The sequence below is a fragment of the Nonomuraea sp. NPDC050783 genome (assembly GCF_040802095.1).
GTDB lineage: Bacteria > Actinomycetota > Actinomycetes > Streptosporangiales > Streptosporangiaceae > Nonomuraea.
The window spans coordinates 104,812-126,514 of sequence record NZ_JBFAHK010000025.1; the positions used below are offsets into that span (position 1 = coordinate 104,812).

A 21,703-nucleotide genomic window follows, 5' to 3' on the forward strand; every position below is an offset into this window, starting at 1 on the left:
CGGACCGGCGGGCCGCTGTCCAAAAAGGGCGCGGCGGTATTTCGATCAATGGCCGGCGGCTCCGGATGGGCCCGCCTTTTTCGGACCGGCGGCCCGGCGCGTTCTTGTGTCCAAAACGTTAGTTCTCAGCGGGGCGGGTGTGGTGAAACATGGGGGGCCGGCTCACGCAACCGACACGGAAGGCTCCGCGATGTTCGGAAAAGGCAAGCGACCGCCGGGGACCGGCCCCGCCACTCCTGTTGTCCCGGGCACGCCGCAGACACCGGGGTCCGGCGGGACGACGAACCCCGGGCAGCAGGGCGGCACCCCCGCGACCTTCCGGAAGCCGTCCCCCAAGCGGAACGCCATCCAGATGAAGAAGTCGATATTCGAGAACAAACTCGTGGCCGACATGCTCTACATCACCACCGAGTACGCGAAGTTCTACGACTCCGCGGGCGGCGCCAGAAAGGCCGACTACGCGCAGAAACTGACCGAGCATTACGCGGACATGAGCACCTTCGACACCCGCTACCTGAACACCCCGACCCCGCCCACGGCGATGGTGAAATACCTCCAGGGCATGAAGGACGGGAAATACAAGTTCTCCCCCCAGGAGGGCACGCTGAAGGACGCGCTCACCAAGCCCGACGCGATGGACTATTTCCATTTCCAGAACTACGACCACGCCCGGGGGCAGGCGCCGGAGGCGTCCCGGCGCATCGTCGTCGGGTTGTGGTCCCAGAGTGACGCGCTGCCGCTCGCCGACGCCATGCTGGAATTGTTCAAGGATCCGGACATCGGCCCGCGCATGGCCTCGTTCAAGGTGTTCCTCAGCTTCAACCCCTCCACGACCAGGACGGACCCGGTGCAGATGAAGGGCGACAAGGCCGTCATCTACTACTCCGCGGACCTCGACGACCTGGACACCGACAGGGTGGGGAGCACGATCGCCCGCGCCGTCGACGCGGCCGTCCCGGCGAACCGGAGGGACGCCAGGCTGGCCCCCTTCTACGAGGAGATCGCGCAGGGCATCGCCTGGGCCGACGAGACCGGCAAGGCCAGCTTCACGCAGGTGCGCGACGACCTGATCACCCGGGTCGTGCGGGCCAACCCGAACGTCACCGACCAGCGGGCGTTCTACGACCTCGTGCTGGCCCAGATGCGGCAGGACAACGTGGACCCGTCCGCCACCCACCGCTACTTCGCCGACGTCGAGACACCGCCCGCCCCGAAGCTCGGCTGACGTCCGCGGGAGCATCCCGCCGGCCCGGCACGGCGGGTCACCCGGCGTGGGCGGCGATGGCCCGCGCGCACTCCATCGGCTCGGCGTGCGTGCTGTCCACCACCAGGTCGTAGGTCACGCCCTGGTGGACCACCTCCGCCTGCGACCGGGCCATCCCGGCGACCCGGTCGCCCCGGGCGGCCTCGCGGGCCGCGGCGACCGCGCCGTCGCACCGCACGCCGACCCAGAGCACCTCCAGCCCGGCGAGGGCGCGCTGCCAGCGCCGCTGGGACGCCGCCCCGCCGAGGAACACGTCGTCCACGACGATCCGGGCGCCCGCGCGCGCCATGGCGGCGATCCCCGCCGTCCACGCCGCGTCCAGGGCGTCGAAGTCCGGTCCGACGCTCACCCGCCCGTCGGGGGCGAAGTCGATCCCCGCGTCCGAGCCGTGCAGGGCGGCGGGCATCGCGTCCACCAGGTCGTCGATGGAGAAGGCGAGCCACGGCTCGGGCAGGACGGCCTGCAGGCACCGGGCGATGCCCGTCTTGCCCGAGCTGGACCCACCGTTGAGAACGATCACCTGAGTCGTCACCGCGTCATGATAGAGGCCCGCCCCTGAGCCCCGACCCCGCGGACTCCTGGGCTCAGGCGCCGTCCGGGGAGGCGTCCTCGACGGTGGTGACCTCGGCCAGGCCCGAGATGGTCAGGACGGGTTCGAGCAGCGGGTTGGCGACCAGGCTGATGCGCGAGGCGTGGGAGAACAGCACGGTCAGGCCGGCGCTGTCGAGGTAGTCCACCGCGCTCAGGTCCACCAGCACCCGCGCCCCGCCGGTCGTCCTGACCAGCGCGTCGTCCAGGGAGCCGGCGTTGCTCATGTCGATCTCGCCGGTGACGGCCAGGACCGGGGTGCCGTCGGGACGCTGCGAGACGGACAGGGTCAGAGGGGTGGTCATCCGGTGATCCTCGCATGCATGTCGACGGTGGTCCCGGTGTCGCCCGGGTGGATGGTGACCTCGCTCATCAGGGCGCGCATGAGGGCGACGCCGCGGCCGCGGTGGGCGTTGGCCTCCGGCTGGGGCGGTTTCCAGCGGCCGGAGTCGGCGACCGTCAGGTGCAGGTCGCTGCCGGTGGCGATGGCCCTCAGGTGGATCGTCCGGTCGGGGGCGTTGCGGTGCCCGTGCTCGATCGCGTTGGCGCAGGCCTCACCGGCCGCGACGAGCACGTTCTGGATCATCGAGGGGGTGAGCTGGCAGCGGCTCAGCCAGTCGCGCAGGGCGGTGCGCACGGGCGCGAGCTGGCTGGACTCGGCGGGGAAGGCAACCTCCAGCGGGGCGGGCTGGCGGTAGAGCAGCAGGGCGACGTCGTCGTTGAAGCCGCCGTCCGGCATGAGGCTGACCATGACGTCGGTCGCCAGGTCGTCGATCGGGGCCGCCCGGCCGGCCTGGACGGCGGCGCTGGCCTGGTCGATGCCCGCGGTCAGCGGCCGCCGGCGGCGTTCCACCAGTCCGTCGGTATACAGCAGCAGGGTGGACCGGGCCGGCATGGTGCAGCGCGCCTCGGGCCGCGGCTTGCTCGTCGCCACGGCCAGCGGCACGGACCGCCCGCCCTCCAGGAGCTGGGTCGTCCCGTCGGCGTGGGCGAGGATGCCGGGCGGGTGGCCCGCGCTGGAGTAGACCAGCTCGCCCGTGGTGGTGTCCAGGACGCCGCAGAAGACGGTGGTGCACTTGGCGCCTGGGACGAACGCGGCGAACCGGTCGAGCGTGGTGAACACCTGCGCGGGGCTCGCGTCCTGCAGCAGCAGGGCCCGGCAGGCGCTGCGCAGTTGCCCCATCACGGCCGCCGCCTCCAGCCCCCGCCCCACGCAGTCGCCGACCACGATGCCGATGCGGTCGTCGGCCAGCGGCACGATGTCGTACCAGTCGCCGCCCACCTCCAGGGGCCGCCCGGCCGGCTCGTAGCGGACGGCGAAGCCCGAGGGCAGCTGGGACGGGCCGAGGATGGCGCGCTGGAGGGCCACCGCGGCCTCCCGCTGCTGGTCGAGCTGGTGGACCCGGTGCAGGCCCTGGCCGAGGTGGCCGGCCAGCAGCGCCAGCAGGGTCTGGTCCTCGGCGGTGAAGGGCCGGTCCTGGCCGAGATCGACCCAGACGGCCAGCAGGCCCTCGGGGTGCTCCAGGGTGACGCCCGCGCCGCCCAGGTCGGGGGCGACCGGGCGCAGCGGCGGCTGCTCCCGCAGTACCGCCAGCTTCTTCAGCAGCGGCTCGGGCAGGTCCGGCGTGCCGTCGGCCGGCGGCGCGCAGAGCAGGTCCGGCGGGGCGTCGCCGGCCCAGACCGCGGACAGGACCTGCCGGGCGTTCCAGACCTCCCGCAGCGCCTCCAGCGCGCCCGACAGCGCGTCGGCCACGGTGTCGGCGCGCGACAGGCGCATGCTGAGCGCGGCCAGCGCGCTCTCCCGCTGCACCATGTAGTGCTCGGCGGTGACGTCGCGCATGGTGCCCACGACGTGGCGGCGGCCGGTGTCGGGGTCGGTGACCCCGTTGAAGGTGACCGCTATCCAGACCTGGTGCCCGTCGCGGTGGGTGACGGGGATGACGGAGCTGCCCCTGCCCTCGTGGACGAGCCGGCCGAAGGCGGCGGCGACCATCGCGTGGCCCTGCGGGTCGGCGTGCTCGTCCGGCCACCAGGGGTGGATGGGGGTGTAGGGCAGCCCTTCGGGGCCGTAGCCGAGGATGTCGGTGAACGCCGAGTTGATCTCGATGACGCTGCCGCCCTCGTCGGTGACGAAGAACGCCTCCTGCAACGAGTCGATCATGGCCTTGCGCCACCGGTTGTGGTGGTTGCGCAGGCGGGCCAGCTCCACGTTGGCCCGCGCCCGCGCCAGCAGCTCTGCCGCCGAGAACGGCTTGACCAGGTAGTCGTCGGCGCCCGCCGCCAGGCCCTCGATGGCGGCCTCCTGGCCGGCGCGGGCCGACAGCAGCAGCACCGGCACGCCGGCGGTCCGCGGGTCGGACCGCAGCGCCGACACCAGGGCCAGGCCGTCCAGGCGGGGCATCATCACGTCGCTGACCACGAGGTCCGGCGCGTCGGCGCGGACGGCGTCCAGGGCGTCGAGCCCGTCGTTGACGGCGGTGACCCGGTATCCGGCGCCCTTGAGCAGCCGGACGAGGTATTCACGCATGTCGCTGTTGTCGTCGGCGATCAGCACCCGGGGCGGCGGGCCGCCCGTCGCCGAGGGGCCGGCGCCGGTGGAGACGTCGCCGGCCGCCCCCGTGGCGCTGTCGCCCTCGGGCAGCCAGCGCAGGGCCTCCTGGACGAACGGGTCGGCGGTGGCCGAGACCGCCTCCGTCGCGCCGGCCGGGACCAGGCTGTCGGCCGGCAGGTGGGCGGAGCCGAAGGGCAGCCGGATGGTGAAGGTCGTGCCGGCGCCCTCGGTGCTCTCGGCGGTGATCGTGCCGCCGTGCAGGCCGACCAGCTCCTGGACGAGGGCCAGCCCGATGCCGCTGCCCTCGTTGGAGCGGGAGCGGGCGCTCTCGATGCGGTGGAACCGCTCGAACAGCCGCGGCAGCTCCGCGGCCGGGATGCCGATGCCCGTGTCGGCGATGGACACCACCGCGTGCCCGTCCTGCTCGCGCACGCTGACGCTGATCGAGCCCTCGAAGGTGAACTTCAGCGCGTTGCTCAGCAGGTTGAGGACGACCTTCTCCCACATGCTCCGGTCGATGTGGACCGGCTCGGCCAGCGGGGGGCAGCTCACCTCGAAGCTCAGCCCGGCCCGGTCGATCGCCGAGCGGAAGACGCTGGCCAGCTCCGCGGTCACCGCCGCCAGGTCCACCGGCTCGTAGCGGGCCTGCATGCGGCCGGCCTCGATGCGGGAGAAGTCGAGCAGCGTGTTGACGAGCTTGCCCAGGCGCAGCGCGTTGCGGTGGACGACCTCCAGGTCCTGGCCCACCTGCGGGCCGGCGTCGGCCAGCGTGTTGCGCAGCTCCTGCACCGGGCCCATGATCAGGGTGAGCGGGGTGCGGAACTCGTGGCTGATGTTGGAGAAGAAGACGGTCTTGGCCCGGTCCAGCTCGGCCAGCTCCTCGGCCCGCCGCTGCTGGGCCTGGTAGCTGCGGGCCGAGGAGATGCCCGTCGCGACGTGCCCCGCGGCCAGCTCGATGAACCCGCGGTAACCGTCGTCCAGCGGCCGGTACCGGTTGAGCGCGGCCACCAGGAACCCGTACGGCGTGCCGCCCTGTTGCAGCAGCGGCACCACCAGCGCCTGCTCGGGCGGCTCGGTCCAGCTCCCGGACGGCAGCGCGGCGAACGGCGCGCCGTCGAGCGCCACGAGCACGGACTCGCCGTGGGCCGGCGCCTCCACCGGCCACACCGCGTCCGGGTCGCCGGGCGCGAGGGTGGCGGGGGCGGCCGGGTGGCCGGCGGCGAGCCCCGTCGTCTCGGCCAGCCGGGCGCCGCCCTTGCCGTCCTCGTCGAACAGGTAGGTCAGGGTGAAGGGCAGGTCCTGCGGGTTCTGGCCGAGCTGGCGGCAGGCGAAGGCCAGCATCTCCTGCTCGGTGCGGACCACGCTGGGGTCGGAGCCGAGGTCGCGCAGGGTGGCCATGCGCCGCTCGCCGATGACCCGCTCGGTCTCCTCGCTGACCACGCAGAGCATGCCGACCACCGAGCCGCTGTCGTCGCGCAGCGGGCTGTAGGAGAAGGTGTGGTAGGTCTCCTCCGGATAGCCGGCCCGCTCCAGGAACAGCAGCAGCGCCTCGTCCCAGGTCGCCTTGCCCGTGGACAGCACGGCGTCGATGCGCGGGCCGATGTCGCCCCAGATCTCCGCCCACACCTCGCTGGCCGGCCGGCCCAGCGCCCACGGGTACTTGCGGCCCAGGGTGTCGCGGCGGTAGGCGGCGTTGCAGAAGAACGTGAGCTCCGGGCCCCACGCCATCCACATCGAGAAGCGGGAGGACAGCAGGATGCTCACCGCGGTCTGGAGGCTCTGCGGCCACTCCCCGGGCGGCCCCAGCGGGGTGGCCCGCCAGTCGACGGCGGCCAGGTCGCGGCCCACCTCGTCGTCCACGGTGAAGATCTCAGCCCCGGCCGCCACGGCCGGTCCACGCTCCACGTCGTCGTCGCGTGCCATCCGAGACCCTTTCGTCCGCTTCCGAGCACAGTCCTTCCCTCCGGTGTCCGTGACGGTCCCGGCCGCTCTGACCTGGCAGGTCAGAGGGAAGTCCTGGCGTACGTACAATAGGGCAAATCACGCCGAGGGCTGTGCTCAGGTACGGAGCGTGCCCGGGCGACGAGGGGGAAGGAGCCGGAGGTCAGCACCGCCGACGACGCGCGCCGCCTGGCGGCTGTGCACCGCCACCGGCTCCCGGACGCCCCCAGCCAGGACGTGCTGGACCGGGTGGCCACGCTGGCCGCACGGATCTTCCGTGCGCCGATGGCCAGCGTGACGTTCGCCGACGACGAGGAGATCCGCTGCTGGGCCGCGCACGGCATGCCGGTGGAGGCCCACCACGGCAGGCGCGCGGCCGGCCTGTGCGCGACGGCCCTCGCGCGGGGCGAGGTCTGCGTGATCCCCGACGCCCCGGCCGACCCGCGGGTGGCCGCCGACCCGCTCGTCACCGGCGAGCCCGGCGTGCGTTTCTACGCGGCGGCCCCGATCGTCACGCCCGGCGGCCACCGCGTGGGCAGCGTCAACGTCATGGACACCCGCCCCCGGCAGGCCGACCCCGACGACCTCGACGCCCTGCGGGACCTGGCCGCCCTGGTGACCGGCGAGCTGGAGCTGCGGCTGGCGGCCGCGCACACCGTCGCCGTCGAGCGCGGGCTGCGCGCCGACGCCGAGCGCCTGGCGCGCACCCTCCAGCGCACGCTCCTGCCGCCGGCGCTGCCGCAGGTGCCGGGCCTGTCCGCGGCCGCGGCCTACCACCCGGTCTCCGTGGACGAGGTCGGCGGCGACTTCTACGACCTGTTCCCCCTCGACGGCAACCGCTGGGGGTTCTTCCTGGGGGACGTGTGCGGCAAGGGCACCGACGCCGCCGTCCTGACCTCCCTCGTCCGCTACACCCTGCGCGCGGCGGCCGTCTACGACCCCGACCCGTGCGCGGTGCTGGCCAACCTGGACGCGGTCCTGCAGCAGGAGCACGACGGCCGCGCCGCGCCGCCGCCGTACTGCACCGCCCTGTTCGGCGTCCTGGAGCCCGACGCCGGAGGGTTCGCCGTCACGCTGGCCGGCGGCGGGCACCCGCCCGCCCTGGTGGTGCGCGCGGGGGGCGGTGTCGAGGCCGTCCACCCCGAGGGCGGGCAGCTCATCGGCATCCTGCGCAACCCCCGCTTCGCGCAGGTGACCACCCGCCTGGAAGCCGGCGACTCGCTGCTCCTCTACACCGACGGCCTGACCGAGGCGCGCGTCGGGACCGGAGCCAGGCTGGACGAGGAGGGCCTGGCCGCCTATCTGGCCGCCGCCGCCCCGACCGGCGCCGACGATCTGCTCGCCACGGTGCATAAACTGATCGCGACCCTCGGCGAGGGAGTGTCGGACGACACCGCGGTGCTCGCCCTGTCCGTCCCCGTCCGAGCGACGACCGTCCCATCTCAGGAGCCTAGGTGCAGCACGACCACGGTCTGACCGTCACCTACCAGCCGCATTCGGCGCGCGTCCACGTCCTGGTCGTGACCGGCGATCTCGACCATCACACCTCCCCCCTGCTGCAGGGGGCGCTGGACGAGCTGACGCTCGCCCCCGGCGACGGGCTGGTGATCGACCTGTCGGCCCTGCCGTTCTGCGACTCGACCGGCATCTCCATCCTGGTGACCGCGCACCAGCGCGCCCAGGACGCCGGGGCCCGGCTGGCGCTGGCCGGGCTCGACCCCGACATCGCCCACGTCTTCAAGATCATGGGCCTGGACCGGCTGCTGTCGTTCTACGAGACCACCGACAAGGCCATCGCCGCCCTGCGGTGACCCGCCCGGGCGCCGCCCCGGGGCGATCCGCCAGGGCACCCGCCCCAGGGTGACCCGCCAGGGCACCCGCCCCGCGGTGACCCCGCCCGGGCGCCGGCGCGCGGGTCAGCGCGGCGGTCCCGCGGCGATGGTGGCGCGGGCGTCCGCGGCCCCGCCGCGCCACCAGCCCATCGCCTCCACCCACCAGGTCATGCCCGCCGCCGCGTAGTCCTCGACGAGGCCGTCCGCGGCGCGCCCTTCCAGCGCGATGTCGAACCCGTCGAGCGAGCCCCGCTCGGCTTCCAGGAACTCGACCACCTGGGCGAACTCCGCCACGGGCACCGGGCGGTCCTGCCCGTAACCGTGGAAGGTGGGCATCGCCCCGTCCCAGCGGGCCGCCCGCCGGAAGCCCGCCCTGGTCGGCCACCGCCCGGGGCACCAGATCGGGATGCGCGGCTGCTGCACCGGCGCCGGCGGCAGCTGCTTCCACAGCCGCGTCAGGTCCTCCAGCGCGCCGTCCAGCCTGGCGGCGCGCGTCCGCAGGTCGGGGTCCTCGCCGAACTCCGCGTACTCGGCGTCGATCGACCCGAGGCCCGCGCCGAACACCAGCCGCCCGCCGGACAGCAGGTCCAGCGTCGCGGTCTCCTTGGCCACGATCTGGGTGCGCCGCCGCGGCAGGGCCGTCATCAGCACGCCGAGCCGGATCCGGCTGGTGCGCGCCGCGATCGCCGACAGCACGACCGTGGGGTTGACCACGGGCCATGCGGGGTCGTGGTAGAGCAGGTGGTCCCACAGGTAGACCGCGTCCCAGCCGCGTTCCTCGGCCGCGACGGCCAGCTCGACCAGCAGTGAGGGATCCCCGAACTCGCCGACGTTCGGCAGCCCTACGGCGAAGCGCACCATGGGCCCAGGCTATTGAGCAGGGACCCAAAAGATCAAGAGATGTCCGATCTGAGTTATGTGTTGCCATTAACCGAGTCGTTCAGTCGTGCTCGGTAATTACCGTGGCCGCGATATCCTCGCCTCCTAGGGGTCCGCGGCGCACGAGAAAGAATCATTCGAGATGACGACCCCGCCATCACCGCCGGCGGAGAGCGCCGAGCGTGAAGCCAGCGCCGGCGTGAGCATTGGAGCACACTGGCCACGACGACCCGGCGCCGTGACCGGGTACCTCGACTACACCGTTCCCGACGGAGCCACCAGGTTTTCCGCGAGGATCGGCATCGATCGCCAATCGCCCAATACATCGGCGCGCGTCGAATTCTCCGTCCTCGACGTGGACGGGCGCGTCCTGAAAAAGGAATCCGTCACCTACCAGAAACCGGGCACTATTGATGTCCCGGTTTCCGGGCTGCCGCGCGTCAGGCTGAAAATCGCCCTTCTCAAGAGCGACGGGGAGCTCTCGTACACGCATCACCTCCGCGTCGCCTGGATCACGCCGGCTTTTCTCTAGCTGCCGCAGGCGCGCGCGCCGGGGTGCTACTTCCCCCGTCGTACGCGGGCGGGCCGGTACGTCCGCGGCGGTAAGCGGGAGAGTCTCTGCCGGGTCGATGACGGCGGGCGGGCCGGATCGGCACCATCGTCACCGTCCCCCTGTCCGCATCCCCTTGTCCGCATCCCCTTGTCCGGATCCCCCTGCCCGCACCGGCCCGTCAGGAAGGTCGTCCTGGTATGACCGTCACTCCGCTCGACCTCTTCGACTCCTCCATCCACCTGCGCCAGGACGGCGAGATCCGCGCGGGGAGCAGGCGCGCGGACGCCGGCCGGGACGGCTGGCAGCTCCTGGCCTTCCACGCCAGGACCGACGCCGACGTGCACGCCGACCACTGGGAGGTCCATCCCGAGGCCGAGGAGATCGTGTCCTGCCTGATCGGGAAGATCCGCCTGTTCCTGCGCCCGGAGCGGCCGGGGCAGCCGGAGGAGGAGATCAGGCTGACGGCCGGCACCGCCGCCATCGTGCCGCGCGGGCGCTGGCACCGCATCGCGCTGGACATCCCCAGCACCATCATGGCCGTCACCCTGCCGCGCGGCAGCCGGCTGGAGAGGCGCGCCCGCACTCAGGAAGGGGCCCGATGAGCACGACCGAGCTGGTCCGGGACGGCCGGGCGGCGGACAGCCCGGCGCGGGACGGCCGGGCGGCGGCCGAGCCGGGGGTGGGACGGCTGCTGCGCCCCTACGCCTGGGTCCTCGCCGCCGTGGTGGCGTCGCAGGCCGTCGGCGCCGTCGCCGGCCTGGCGCCGCTGCTGGCGGTCGTCGAGCTGGGCCGCACCCTGCTGGCGCCCGGCCCGGCCGATCCCGGCCACGTCCGGGCCGTCGTGCTCGCGGGCGCGGCCGGGCTGCTCGTCCGGCTGCTGTTCACGGGCGCCTCGTCCGGGATCGGGCACCTCCTCGACGACCGGGTGCAGCTGGCGTTGCGGCGGCGGCTGGCCGAGCGGCTCGGGCGGGTGCCGATCGGCTGGTTCTCCCGGCGCCGCAGCGGCGAGCTGGCCACGGTGGTGGGGGAGGACGTGAGCGCCGTCCACCCGTTCATCGCCCACGCTCCCGGCGAGCTGGTCGCCGCGTTCGTGGTCCCGCTGGTGTCGCTGGTCTACCTGTTCACCGTGGACTGGCGGCTCACGCTGATCACGCTGATCCCGGTGGTGCTGGCCGTGGCGCTGGTCCCGCTGATGATGACCCCGGCCCGGCTGGGCGAGCAGAAGGAGTTCGACGCCGCCATGGGGCGGATCGCGAACGCCGCCGTGGAGTTCGTGCAGGGCATCGCGGTGGTCAAGGCGTTCGGCGGGGCCGGGCGCGCCCACCGCGAGTTCCGCGCGGCCGCCGACGGCTTCGCCGACAGCTTCCTGCGCTGGGTGCGCGGCGTCTCGGCGGTCGCCGCGGGCATACAGCTCGCGCTGTCGCCGCCGTTCGTGTTGCTGGTCGTGCTGGTGGGCGGCGCGGCGCTGATCGGGTCCGGCGGCCTGGCCCCGGCAGACCTGTTGCCGTTCCTGCTGCTCGGGCTGGGGCTGACCGCCCCGGTGGCGGCCCTCGGCCACGGCTTCGACGACCTGCAGGCCGCCCGGCGCGCGGTGGGCCGCATCGGGGACGTGCTGGCGGTCGAGCCGCTGCCGGAGCCCGCGCGCCCGGTCGCGCCCCGGGGGCACCGCATCGAGCTGCGCGGCGTACGCTTCGGCTACGAGCCGGGTCACGAGGTGCTGCGCGGGATCGACCTGGTGCTGGAGCCGGGCACCGTCACCGCCGTCGTCGGCCCGTCGGGCAGCGGGAAGTCCACGCTGGTGCGGCTGCTGCCGCGCTTCTTCGACCCCACGCACGGCTCGGTCGTGCTGGGCGGGGCCGACCTCCGGGAGATCGGCGGCCGGGAGCTGTACCGGACGGTCTCCTTCGTCTTCCAGGACGTACGCCTGCTGCGCGCCTCGGTCGCGGACAACATCGCGCTGGCGGTGCCGCGGGCCGGCCTCGACGAGGTCATGCGCGCCGCCCGGCTGGCGAACGTCCACGACCGCATCCTCCGGCTGCCGCGCGGCTACGCCTCGGTGATCGGCGAGGACGCCGGGCTGTCCGGCGGCGAGGCCCAGCGGATCGCGCTGGCCCGCGCCCTGCTCGCCCGCACCCCCGTGCTGGTGCTCGACGAGGCGACCTCCTTCGCCGACCCGCAGACCGAGCAGGCGGTGCGCCGGGCCCTGGCCACGCTGGGCGGCGACCGGACGATCCTGGTCATCGCCCACCGCCTGGAGACGGTCGCCGACGCCGACACCGTCGTGGTGCTGGAGGACGGCGCGATCGTCGAGCGCGGCAGCCCCGCCGAGCTGCTGGCCCGCGACGGACGGTTCGCCGCGTTCTGGCGATCCCATCGACCGGCGGCCACGGGCCGCGAAGGAGACGAGCCCCGATGATCCGCATGCTGCTGCGCGTGCTGGGACCCGAACACTCCCGCCCGGTGCGCCGCACCCTGGCCCTGATGACGGTGACCGCGCTGGTCGAGGGCCTGTCCTACGCGCTGCTGACGCCGGTGCTGCGGGCGCTGCTGGGCGGCGCTCCCGGCCGGGCGTGGCCGTGGCTGGCCGCGTCGGGGGCCGCGTTCGCGCTCTACGCGGTGCTGCGTTACCGCGGCGACCTGGCCGGGTTCCGGGCCGGGACGACGCTGCTGCGCGGCATGTACCACCGGCTCGGCGACCACCTGGCCCGGCTGCCGGTCGGCTGGTACGGCGCCGCCCGCGTCGGCGAGGTGTCCGCCCTGGCCAGCCGCGGCGTCCTGCAGGCGATGAGCGTGCTGGCGCACCTGCTGGGGCCGTTGGTCTCGGCCTGCGTGACGCCGCTGACGATCGTCGCGGTGATGCTCGTCCTCGACTGGCGCATGGGGCTGGCCGCGGCGGCCGCCGCCCCGCTGGTGGTGGCGGTCCAGGTCTGGACGGGACGCTCGATGGCCGCCGCGGACGCCGAGCGCGCCGAGCGCGACCACGAGGCCACCGGCCGGGTCATCGAGTACCTGCAGGCCCAGCCGGTGCTGCGGGCCGGGGGCCGGACCACCGAGCGGTTCCGGCTGCTCGACGACGCGCTGCGGGAGCTGCGGCGCGCCTCCCGCCGCACGGTGCTGTCGGCGCTGCCCGGCGTGGTGGGGCTGACGCTCGTGGTGCAGGCGGCGTTCACCGCGCTGCTGGTGCTGGGCGCCTACCTCGCGCTCGGCGGCGCGGCCGGCGCGGCCGAGCTGCTGGCGATCCTGGTGCTGGCCGCCCGCTGCGCCGACCCGCTGCTGTCGCTGTCGGAGCTCGGCGGCAAGCTGCGCGGCGCGCGTTCGGAGCTGGCCAGGCTGGACGCGGTGCTGCGCGCCGAGCCGCTGCCCGAGCCCCGGGAGCCGGTCCGCCCGGCCGGGCACGGCCTGCGGCTGGAGTCCGTCACCTTCCGGCACGGCGGGCGCACGGTGATCGACGGGGTGTCGCTGTCGGTGCCCGAGGGGCGGCGGCTGGCGGTCGTCGGTCCTTCGGGCGCGGGCAAGAGCACGCTGTTGCAGCTCCTGGCCCGCTTCCACGACGTGGACGCGGGCGCGGTCCGCATGGGCGGCGTGGACGTGCGCGCGATCAGCACCGAGGACCTGATGGCCAGGATCGCCATCGTTTTCCAGGACGTCTACCTCTTCGACGGCACGATCGAGGAGAACGTGCGGCTCGGCCGCCCCGGCGCGAGCGAGGCCGAGGTCCGGGCGGCGGCGAGCGCGGCCCGGCTGGACGAGGTGGTCGAGCGGCTGCCCGGCGGATGGGCGGCCAAGGTCGGCGAGGGCGGCACGCTGCTGTCGGGCGGCGAGCGCCAGCGCGTGTCGATCGCGCGGGCGCTGCTGAAGGACGCCCCCGTCGTCCTGCTGGACGAGGTGACCTCCGCGCTGGACCCGGTCAACGAGGCGGCCGTCCACGAGGGCATCGAGCGGCTGATGGCGGGCCGCACGGTAGTGCTGGTGGCCCACCGGATGCGGACCGTCCGCGGCGCCGACCGCGTGGTCTTCCTCGACGGCGGCCGGGTCGTGGAGGAGGGCGGCCACGACGAGCTGCTGCGCCGCGGCGGCCGGTACGCCGAGTTCTGGAACCTCTCGACGGCGCCCGCGACCTCAGGGAGCTGACGGGGCCGGCGGGCCGGGCGTGCTGGCCCGCAGCACGACGCGCGCGGGGACCAGCGCCCGCGCCGCCGCGCCGTCGCCCGACAGCGCGAGCCGCATGGCCTGCGCCCCCGCCTCCACCAGGGGAACGGCGACCGAGGTGAGCGGGGGCACCACGTCGATCGCCGAGCCGATGTCGTCGAAGCCCGCGACGGCGAGTTCCCGGCCGGGGACGACCCCGGCGCCGCGCAACGCGGTCATGGCGCCGATCGCCATGACGTCGTTGACCGCGAAGATCGCCTGCACGTCGCCGTGGCCGCGGCGCAGCAGCGCGCCGGCGGCCGCGTGGCCGCCGGCGCGGGTGAAGTCGGCTTCGATGACCACGGGCCGCCCGACGTCGAGGCCGGACTCGCGCAGCCCGGCCAGGAACCCCGAGCACCGCTCGGCCGAGGTGCGCACCCGCTCGGGCGCGCGGAGGACGGCGAAGCGCCGGTAGCCGAGGCCGAGCAGCGCGTGGGCGAGCCGCCGGGCGCCGCCGTGGTTGTCGAGGCTGACGGTGGGGAACGGCAGGTCAGGCTGGCTGATCAGGGCGACCCGCCCGCCGGCCGTGCGGTGCTCCGACAGCTCCGCCACGAGCAGGTCGCGGGTGCGCGTGCCGGCGATGCGGCTGCCGGCGACCACGATGACGCGGGGCCGCTGCCCGCGCAGCCTCCTGACCAGCTCCAGCTCGCGTTCCGGCGAGCGGTCGGCGACGGCCATCGTGACGATGAGCCCCGCCTGCTCGGCCTCCCGGGTGACCCCGGCGGCGAGGGCGGCGAAGTAGGGGTCGTCCACGTCGCCCACCACCAGGGCGACGGTCCTGGTGGTGCCCCTGGCGATCGCCTGTGCCGACAGGTGGGGCCGGTAGCCGAGCCTGGCCGCCGCCGCGCGGACCCGGGCGGCGTTCTCCGAGCGCACGTTGCGCGTGCTGCCGTTGAGCGCCCGCGACGCCGTGGCGACGGAGACGCCGGCCTCCCTGGCGACGTCGTGCAGGGTGGGCCCCGACGGCGCCGCTCCACTGGGCCCGCTGTCCATGGCGGTCATTGTGTCACCGGACGTGTCACCGGACGTGTCACCGGGCGGGAGCCGCGGGCGGGCTCAGCCCGTGTGCACGATCGGGTGGGCGACGTCGTGGGCGCGCAGGTGGCCGCACATGCCCCAGCGCTCCTGGGGCGGGCTCTCCATGAGCGCGGACTCCTCCAGGTGCGCGGCGTCGCCGCGTTCCAGGGCGTCGAGGATCGCGGCGGTACGGCGGGCCTGCTCGGCCACCGTGGACTCCCAGATCTCCCGCCAGCCCGCGACCCTGGGCCGGACCAGGGCGGCGGCGCTGCGGTAGAAGGCGCGCAGCGCCCGCGGCCCGCCGTCGGCCAGCCGCAGGAAGCCCGCCACGGCCAGGTCCCGCCGCCGCCCGACCGCCTCCTCGACGTCCACGGCGGGCAGGGTGGCGGCCTCGCGGTAGCGCGCGGCGTCGGCGACGACCTCCGGCGGGAACGTCATGACCGCGTCGCCGGCCTCGGGCAGCCCGGCGTTGGACATGACGACCACCACCTCCAGGCCGCCCCGGTTGACCGCCCGGTGGATGGTGCCCGGCGTGAACCAGACGGTCGAGCCGGGCGCCAGCGCGGTCTCCCGCAGGCCGTTGAGGTCGAGGGTCTGCAGCGTGCCGCGCCCGCCGACCACCACGTACGCCTCGGTGGAGGCGGTGTGCAGGTGCGGCGTGCCGCCTTCGAGGCCGTCGGCGCAGGCCCCGGTGTAGACGGTCAGCCGGCTGACCGACGTGCCGCCGGGGAACGTCATCGCAGCGCGTCCCGTCCGTGCCCGGCCAGCAGCGCGGTGCCGTCCTCACCGCGGTCGCCGTCGGCGACGACGACCGCGTACCGGAAGGCGATGGTCCCGCCGTCGGGCAGCGGCATCTCCTCGCTGAAGAACGGCGCCGGGTTGAGGCAGGCGAACTGCTCGGTGCGGGCGAACCACTGCGGCGGGTGCCGCGGGTTGGCGGCGTCGTCCACGATGACGATCGTCGAGTGGTCGCCGGTCCCGTCGTGCCGGCCGCGGAAGCCGAACCACGCGGCGCGCCGGCCGCGCAGCTCGTCGCCGCCCGCGCCCTCCGGCGACTGGACGAGCCCGCCGGTGAACGAGCGGGGGCCGCGCCAGAACAGCCCGCCGTAGCCGGCGTTCTCGCGGCCCTTGGTGGTGGGGGAGCCGAAGTCGAGGGTGGCGCCGGACACGTTCGTCATCTCGGTCTCGAACACCAGCGCCCAGGTGGCGTCGTCCACCAGCGTGGCGGCCAGGCCGCGCTTCTCCTCGATGACCGGCGCGCCGGCCTGGGAGGTCCAGCCGAGGGTGTGGCGCAGCTCGGCCCGGTCGCCGGTGGCGCTCAGCGCGGTCAGCTCGCGGTGCGTGGCGCTGCCGTTGTTGTCGAGCTGCACGTAGGACCTGCCGGGCACGTACGTCGGGCCGCCCCAGAAGTTGTGCTCGCCGACGTGCGGCAGCGACCAGGCGATGCCCTTGTGCCAGAGGTGGTCGTGCGGCCGGTACAGCGACACCAGCCGCCCGCCGAGGGTGCGGACGGGGTGCAGGTACGGCTTGGGCGACTCCAGCACCGGCGTGTCGGGCGCGTAGACGTAGGTGAACAGCTCGGCGTCGCCGGCGGCGACGGTGACCGACCGGCCGAGCGCGTGGGTGGCCCGCAGGGTCACTGGTTCCTCCAGGGGGCGCCGGTGCCGTCCATGCGGCCGGCGAAGGGGTGGTCCGGGGTGATCTGTCCCTGGCGTACGCGCTCGCCGGTGAAGGCGGAGGCGTACAGGGCGGCGATGAACTCCATCGTCCGCCGGGTGTCGCCGGCGGTCACCGGGGGCGCCTGGCCCCGGTCTAGGGCGTCGAGCACGGCGGCGAACCAGCCCTCGTGGCCGCTCGGCACCGAGCTGCGCTCGCGTCCCCACAGCTCGGCGACGGCGTCGTGGCCGGGGGCGGGGGTGACGGTCCAGTCGTCGTCGGTGTAGCCGTACAGGTGCTCGACCTCGACCGTGGCGCGCTCGTAGTCGAAGCGCAGCTCGGAGGTCTGCCGGGGGGACAGCACCGAGTTGACGACGGTGGCCAGCGCGCCGCTGTCGAACCTCACCAGCGCCATCGACACGTCCTCGGTGGCGACCGGGCGGGCCTGGCGGGCGGCCATCGCGGTGACCTCGGACCACGGCCCGAGCACCGACAGCAGCAGGTCGAACTGGTGGATGCCGTGCCCCATCGTGGGGCCGCCGCCCTCGGACTCCCAGGTGCCGCGCCACGGCACCGCGTAGTACGCCTCGTCGCGGTACCACTGCGTGACGCAGGTCGCCAGCAGCGGGCGGCCCAGCTCGCCGGCCTCCTGGAGGCGGCGCAGCCGGATCGCGCCCGCCCCGAAGCGGTGCTGCAGCACGGTCGCGACGTGCGCGCCGGTGCGCCGCTCGGCCTCGGCCAGCGTGTCGAGCTCGGCCAGGGACAGGGTGGGCGGCTTCTCGACGAGCGCCGTCGCGCCGGCCTCCAGGCACTCCAGGGCCTGGGGGGCGTGCAGTCGCGGCGGCGTGCACAGGTGGACGAGGTCCACCCGCTCCTCGCGCAGCAGCTCGGTCAGGCTCGCGTGGGCCCGGGGGACCCGCCAGGTCGCCGCGAACTCCGTGGCCCGGCCCAGGTCCACGTCGGCGACGGCGACCAGCGTGGCCCGCGCGCCGGAGGCGGCGACGGCGCGGGCGTGGGCGGCGGCGATCGCGCCGGTGCCGACGATCGCCGTCCGGTAGGTGCGTGGGGACATGTCTTCCTCAGGAGTGGGACGGCGTGCGGGCCTGGGTCCGGGGCGTGGTGGGGATGGGGTGATCGGGCCGGGAAAACGTATTCCAGAGTGTGCCGGGCGGGTCAGGGGAGCGTCAAGAGCACTCCTGTGACGTCCGGGTGCCGAGCGACGAGACTGAAACGAACATCGTCGTCCAGGCTGACGGGGTGCGGCCCGTTCTGGCTGTGAAGCAGGCCGCCGTCCTTCCGGACATTGTCGGCCGGCGCGTCGTCCCAGCGCTGCGGCAGGAACAGCCGCCAGTTCAACGCGGCCGAGCAGGTGTCGGTGACCGCGTGCACGCTGATGGCGATCCGGCGGTCGGTCACCTTCCCGGCAGTCCCGGTGTACTGCCGGGCCACCCCGGTGAGGCATCGCCGTACCGCCACGTAATCCCGGGTCGAGGAGGTGATGAACTGCTACCGGCCGTAGGATCGCTGCTCGTGCCGGGCGAGGGAGGCGAGCACCTCGCCCGCGAAGTCCTCAAGACGGTCGCGCGCAGTAGCCAGCTCCGCCGGAGTCATGCCCAGAACGTCCCACAAAATACCGAACTAGTACTACTAGGGCGTCTTGTCGGTGCTGTCCGCGGCGCGCAAGGTCTGGCTGGGCAGGACGCCGTAGCGGTCCCGGTAGAAGGCGGTGAAGCGTCCCTCGGGGGAGAAGCCCCAGCGGGCCGCGATGAGGGCGACCGTGGCCCCGTCGGCGGGGTCGGCGGCCTGCAGGTCGCGATGCACGCGCTCCAGCCGGATCCGGCGCAGATACCCCATCGGTGTCGTGTCGTGGTGGCGGCGGAAAGCGTACTGCACGGCCCGGGCCGTGGTGCCGGCCGCCGCGGCGATGTCGGCCGTCGTGATCGGCTGGTCGGCGTGGGTCTCGATGTAGGCTATGGCCCGGCGCATGGCTGCCGTGCCCACGGCGCCGGGACCGGACACGTAGTCAGTGGTCATCGTCGTGTTCGGAAAAGCGGCCACGATGGCGATCGCCAGCGCGTTGAGCATGCTGGTGGCCACCAGTGGATGGCACAGGGCGGGGTCGGGCCGGGCCAGATCCTTGTGGATCATGGCCAGCACGTTGGTGAAGTGACGCCCCAGCGCCGGTGACACCGGAGTCATCGAGGTGAAGCGCAGCTCACGGGGGTCGATGCCGGCGTACTGCGCCGCCACCGCCTGCACCGTCTCCACGGGGAGGCGCAGCACGGCCACATCGAAGTTCCCGCTCTCCAGGAACAGGTCCGCGGAGATCGGGTACATGTAGGCCTCGCCCGGGCGCAGCCGTACCTCTTGGCTCGCGGTGCGCATCAGCAGCGCCCCACGCACGATCTGGCCGCACATCACGTAATCGAACGGGTCCATGTTGATCTGGAAGGTGAACGGAGTGGTGGCCGCCCGATCGGCCGTGATCGGCCCGGCCGTCACCGACCCCACCGTGATCCGGCTGCGAGCGTTCACCCTGCGAAAGACGGTGCGGTTGCCGGTATACATCTGCCGGATGCACTCGGTGGTCTCCTCGGCGTCGGCGGAGGTGAACCCGTAGCGGTGAACCGGCTCCGGCGCCGGTGCCGCGGTGTCGTCGGCTGCCATGGGCTCGCCTTCCCAAGAGGGGGTTCCACCGTAACCGTAAACCCTCAGACGGTGCCGGCACAGCGCAACCGAAGACCGGGACCGACAAAAGCGAAACGACATTGACTGGCGACCCGCCCGTTCGCGCTCCTAAGAGCATGGCCAACACCCGCGTACGCGAACGCCTGCAAGAACTCCAAGCGGCCCTGGCCGAAGCGAAAGCGCGCGCCGACCGTCGCCGCCAGGACGCCGAGCGCGCCTACCGCAACGCTCTTAGCGCCTGCCAGGACGCAGAACAGGCGCGGGAGCGGAGCGTGCGCCTGATGGCAGCAAACGACGAGCGACGTGGCCGCAATTCGAGCCGACCGTGCCGAGGCGCTGCCGCCGGGATGAAAGGCACCCGCAGTGCCGCGTCGGGCGCCGGCCGGCGCACCCCGGACAAGCGCGCCTGACACCGTCACCGCGCCACGAGGGCGGCCCACGCTGGTTTCGGCCCCGTTGAGGGAAGGAGTTCCACGGCCTTGACGCGGCGACCGGCCCGCCTGCGACCACCCTGGTGCAGGTGACGTTCGTGCACGGCTCGACCGGGTGCGCTTCGTTTCGCGGACGGCGGCGGGGCGATGCCTCGTCTATGGTGCCATCGGCGGACCGGTCCAGGCTGAAGGCCGGGAGCACGGCCAGCGAGGTAGGTAGAGCGGCATGCGCACCGATGGACACCCACCGCGCTCAAAGAGCAGGTGCTGGCGATTCAGTCCGACAGCCGGCTCTCCACCGCCCCGATCGGCGCTCGCCGGCGGCGTGCGTGCCTGACCACGGTGCCGGCGCCGAGAACGCTGCCGGCACCGACATCCCGATCCTGTGATGACGGCCCGTGAACACCCCGAACATGCACTCGTCAATCGCCCCTGGCCCAAGCCGAGCGCGACCGGCGGCCCCGCGCTCGACGAGGTGGTCAGGTGCCGCGCAGCGTGTCGCCGGGCAGGACGCCGTAGGTGCTGCGGTACAGGGCAGTGAAGCGGCTGTGGCGGGCGAAGCCGAAGCGGGCGGCGATCGCGGACACGGTGGTGCTGCCCGGGTCGGCCTCGCGCAGGGCATGATGGGCGTGGTCCAGGCGGGCCCGGCGCAGGTAGCCGGTCGGGGTGGTGCCCAGGTGGCGGCGGAAGGCCAGCTGCACGGCGCGGATGCTGACGCGGCCGGCGGCGGCGATGTCGGCGGCGCTGATGTCCTGGCCGGCGTGCTCGTCGATGAAGGCCACCGCGCGGCGCAGCGTCGCGGGGGAGGCGTCGTGGCGGTCCTCGATGGTGGGGTCGGTCAGCGCCGTGTTCGGGAACGTCGTGAGGGTGGCCGCCGCGAGCAGTTGCGCCATGCCCGCCAGCACCAGTGGCGCGGTGGCGGCCCCGGCGTTGCCGAGCAGGTCGGCGGCGTAGGACTGGACCTGCCACCACTGCGCCGCCGCGGCCGGTGAGACGGGGTCGAGGCTGGTGAACCGGATCGGCTCCGGTCGCCGGCCGGGCGCGGTGGCCGCGACCTTGTCGAGTTCGGCGGGGTCGATGACGCAGTTGCTGAACTCGCCGGGGTGCAGGCGGGCGGTGTAGGGCAGGCCGGGATACGCGCCGATGAAGAGGTCGCCGCCGGCGTAGCGCTGGTCGCAGTCGCCGCAGGTCCGGTGGGTGCGCGCACTGGCCATCCGGGCGACGACCACTGTGTTCAGCGGCTCGATGCGGAAATCCAGGACCGCGGACTGCTGGAGGGTGGCGAGGAAGAACGCTCCGGCATCGGCGACGCTGAAGCGCAGGAACGGGTCCTCACGTTCGCTCCGGATGCGCATGTCGCTGCCGTAGGTGTCGCTGAGGAAGGTCTCGATGGCGTCCTTATCGGTGATCTCGGTCGTCGTGGTTCGCAGGCGTGGCGCTTCCATGGTCACTGGGGCTCCTTCAGGTACGCGGAATGCGGCCCGGAGGACTGGCCGAAGGCTTTGCGGTACTCCAACGGCGAACCGGCCAGGAGCGGTGAAACCCACGTGCCGACGATCACGGCGACGGTGTCACCGCACGTGCCGTCATCGGCCGCGATCGGCGCGGCCCAGGCGGACCCGGCGCAGGTAGCCGGTGGTGCTGATGTCGAGGTGGCGGGCGTGCGCGGCCTGCACCCCGCGCACGCCGACCCCGGGTGCGCGACCCACGGTCATGGTGGTCTCGGGGAACACGCTCCTTACGCATCGCGGTGTCTCCTGGATCTCGATACCTCCATCTGGTACCAGTGAACGCCTTGCCGCGACTCCGGTCCACCTGGAACTCGACATCGCCGGCCGGGCCCAAGGCGTCTGCGGGCGGTCAGAGACGGCGAGTTGCTGGATCGCGGTGCGCAGGCCAGTAATGGTCAAGATGCGCTCCAGATGGGCCGGGAGGGCCGACAAGACCAGGTTGTTCTGCTGCTCCCGGCTCTGACGCAGCAGCACCGGCCGCCACGGGGCCCGCCTCACGGATGCCGGCTGCCGTCGATACTTAGCGCCCGAGGATCGGGGTAGAGGACATCGCTGAAGTGGCTGCGGCGGCGGGCCCGGCGCTCGATCGCCGTAGCACGGGACA

The 21,703-nt window shown here is 73.7% G+C and carries 20 protein-coding genes; 8 read left to right on the plus strand and 12 right to left on the minus strand.

Going from position 1 to position 21,703, the window contains the following annotated elements:
- Positions 1 to 352 precede the first annotated feature (352 nt).
- On the plus strand, positions 353 to 1,225 hold the full coding sequence (locus tag AB0H75_RS42335) for a hypothetical protein (RefSeq protein ID WP_367806157.1): 873 nt from the start codon (positions 353 to 355) through the stop codon (positions 1,223 to 1,225).
- Positions 1,226 to 1,262: 37 nt separating this feature from the next.
- Here the strand turns inward: AB0H75_RS42335 and cpt are convergent, their stop codons facing one another.
- The 3 genes from cpt to AB0H75_RS42350 are packed head-to-tail and all read right to left on the minus strand — an operon-like array spanning position 1,263 to position 6,326.
- The gene (gene cpt / locus AB0H75_RS42340) at positions 1,263 to 1,796 is read right to left on the minus strand and encodes a chloramphenicol phosphotransferase CPT (RefSeq protein WP_367806159.1); all 534 of its coding nucleotides are present in this window, start codon (positions 1,794 to 1,796) and stop codon (positions 1,263 to 1,265) included.
- Between the two features lie 52 nt (positions 1,797 to 1,848).
- A complete protein-coding gene (locus AB0H75_RS42345) occupies positions 1,849 to 2,157 on the minus strand; it encodes an STAS domain-containing protein (protein ID WP_367806161.1) in 309 nt (102 codons plus the stop codon).
- Positions 2,154 to 6,326 (minus strand): SpoIIE family protein phosphatase, encoded by a 4,173-nt coding sequence (locus tag AB0H75_RS42350; protein WP_367806163.1) that lies wholly within the window; start codon positions 6,324 to 6,326, stop codon positions 2,154 to 2,156. Before AB0H75_RS42350 ends, AB0H75_RS42345 begins: the two co-directional genes overlap by 4 nt.
- A gap of 216 nt (positions 6,327 to 6,542) precedes the next feature.
- Here AB0H75_RS42350 and AB0H75_RS42355 point away from each other — a divergent pair, with 216 nt between their 5' ends.
- Complete coding sequence (locus AB0H75_RS42355) at positions 6,543 to 7,820, plus strand: PP2C family protein-serine/threonine phosphatase (protein WP_367806165.1); 1,278 nt, start codon at positions 6,543 to 6,545, stop codon at positions 7,818 to 7,820.
- Positions 7,799 to 8,155 (plus strand): STAS domain-containing protein, encoded by a 357-nt coding sequence (locus AB0H75_RS42360; protein ID WP_367806167.1) that lies wholly within the window; start codon positions 7,799 to 7,801, stop codon positions 8,153 to 8,155. Before AB0H75_RS42355 ends, AB0H75_RS42360 begins: the two co-directional genes overlap by 22 nt.
- A gap of 105 nt (positions 8,156 to 8,260) precedes the next feature.
- Here the strand turns inward: AB0H75_RS42360 and AB0H75_RS42365 are convergent, their stop codons facing one another.
- Complete coding sequence (locus AB0H75_RS42365) at positions 8,261 to 9,037, minus strand: LLM class flavin-dependent oxidoreductase (protein ID WP_367806169.1); 777 nt, start codon at positions 9,035 to 9,037, stop codon at positions 8,261 to 8,263.
- Positions 9,038 to 9,197: 160 nt separating this feature from the next.
- Here AB0H75_RS42365 and AB0H75_RS42370 point away from each other — a divergent pair, with 160 nt between their 5' ends.
- The 4 genes from AB0H75_RS42370 to AB0H75_RS42385 all read left to right on the plus strand — a co-directional run bounded on the left by AB0H75_RS42370 (position 9,198) and on the right by AB0H75_RS42385 (position 13,739).
- On the plus strand, positions 9,198 to 9,587 hold the full coding sequence (locus tag AB0H75_RS42370) for an NPCBM/NEW2 domain-containing protein (RefSeq protein WP_367806171.1): 390 nt from the start codon (positions 9,198 to 9,200) through the stop codon (positions 9,585 to 9,587).
- Between the two features lie 218 nt (positions 9,588 to 9,805).
- Positions 9,806 to 10,210, plus strand: coding sequence for a cupin (locus AB0H75_RS42375; RefSeq protein ID WP_367806173.1), 405 nt, complete (start codon positions 9,806 to 9,808; stop codon positions 10,208 to 10,210).
- Positions 10,207 to 12,024 carry an ABC transporter ATP-binding protein gene (locus tag AB0H75_RS42380; protein ID WP_367806175.1) on the plus strand — a complete coding sequence of 606 codons (1,818 nt, stop codon included), beginning with the start codon at positions 10,207 to 10,209 and terminating at the stop codon, positions 12,022 to 12,024. The genes AB0H75_RS42375 and AB0H75_RS42380 overlap by 4 nt, the downstream gene beginning before the upstream one ends.
- Complete coding sequence (locus AB0H75_RS42385) at positions 12,021 to 13,739, plus strand: ABC transporter ATP-binding protein (RefSeq protein ID WP_367806177.1); 1,719 nt, start codon at positions 12,021 to 12,023, stop codon at positions 13,737 to 13,739. Before AB0H75_RS42380 ends, AB0H75_RS42385 begins: the two co-directional genes overlap by 4 nt.
- Here AB0H75_RS42385 and AB0H75_RS42390 read toward each other — a convergent pair.
- The 6 genes from AB0H75_RS42390 to AB0H75_RS42415 form a co-directional block, all read right to left on the minus strand.
- Positions 13,728 to 14,789, minus strand: a complete 1,062-nt coding sequence (locus tag AB0H75_RS42390) for a LacI family DNA-binding transcriptional regulator (protein WP_367806179.1) — start codon at positions 14,787 to 14,789, stop codon at positions 13,728 to 13,730. The two genes, AB0H75_RS42385 and AB0H75_RS42390, sit on opposite strands and share 12 nt — an antisense overlap.
- Before the next feature lie 63 nt (positions 14,790 to 14,852).
- Positions 14,853 to 15,551, minus strand: a complete 699-nt coding sequence (locus AB0H75_RS42395) for a cupin domain-containing protein (protein ID WP_367806181.1) — start codon at positions 15,549 to 15,551, stop codon at positions 14,853 to 14,855.
- Complete coding sequence (locus AB0H75_RS42400; protein WP_367806183.1) at positions 15,548 to 16,453, minus strand: PmoA family protein; 906 nt, start codon at positions 16,451 to 16,453, stop codon at positions 15,548 to 15,550. Before AB0H75_RS42400 ends, AB0H75_RS42395 begins: the two co-directional genes overlap by 4 nt.
- Complete coding sequence (locus AB0H75_RS42405) at positions 16,450 to 17,541, minus strand: Gfo/Idh/MocA family protein (RefSeq protein ID WP_367806185.1); 1,092 nt, start codon at positions 17,539 to 17,541, stop codon at positions 16,450 to 16,452. Before AB0H75_RS42405 ends, AB0H75_RS42400 begins: the two co-directional genes overlap by 4 nt.
- A gap of 101 nt (positions 17,542 to 17,642) precedes the next feature.
- Positions 17,643 to 17,945 (minus strand): transposase, encoded by a 303-nt coding sequence (locus tag AB0H75_RS42410; RefSeq protein ID WP_367806187.1) that lies wholly within the window; start codon positions 17,943 to 17,945, stop codon positions 17,643 to 17,645.
- Positions 17,946 to 18,116: 171 nt separating this feature from the next.
- Positions 18,117 to 19,136: a helix-turn-helix domain-containing protein gene (locus tag AB0H75_RS42415; protein WP_367806189.1), complete on the minus strand. Its 1,020-nt coding sequence runs from the start codon at positions 19,134 to 19,136 to the stop codon at positions 18,117 to 18,119.
- Positions 19,137 to 19,273: 137 nt separating this feature from the next.
- On the opposite strand from AB0H75_RS42415, the gene AB0H75_RS42420 reads away from it, so the two are divergent.
- Positions 19,274 to 19,567, plus strand: coding sequence for a hypothetical protein (locus tag AB0H75_RS42420; RefSeq protein ID WP_367806191.1), 294 nt, complete (start codon positions 19,274 to 19,276; stop codon positions 19,565 to 19,567).
- Between the two features lie 500 nt (positions 19,568 to 20,067).
- Here AB0H75_RS42420 and AB0H75_RS42425 read toward each other — a convergent pair whose 3' ends face one another.
- Both AB0H75_RS42425 and AB0H75_RS42430 read right to left on the minus strand, forming a co-directional pair.
- Positions 20,068 to 21,033 (minus strand): helix-turn-helix domain-containing protein, encoded by a 966-nt coding sequence (locus tag AB0H75_RS42425; RefSeq protein ID WP_367806193.1) that lies wholly within the window; start codon positions 21,031 to 21,033, stop codon positions 20,068 to 20,070.
- Positions 21,034 to 21,174: 141 nt separating this feature from the next.
- Positions 21,175 to 21,321 (minus strand): hypothetical protein, encoded by a 147-nt coding sequence (locus tag AB0H75_RS42430; protein ID WP_367806195.1) that lies wholly within the window; start codon positions 21,319 to 21,321, stop codon positions 21,175 to 21,177.
- Between the last annotated feature and the right edge of the window lie 382 nt (positions 21,322 to 21,703).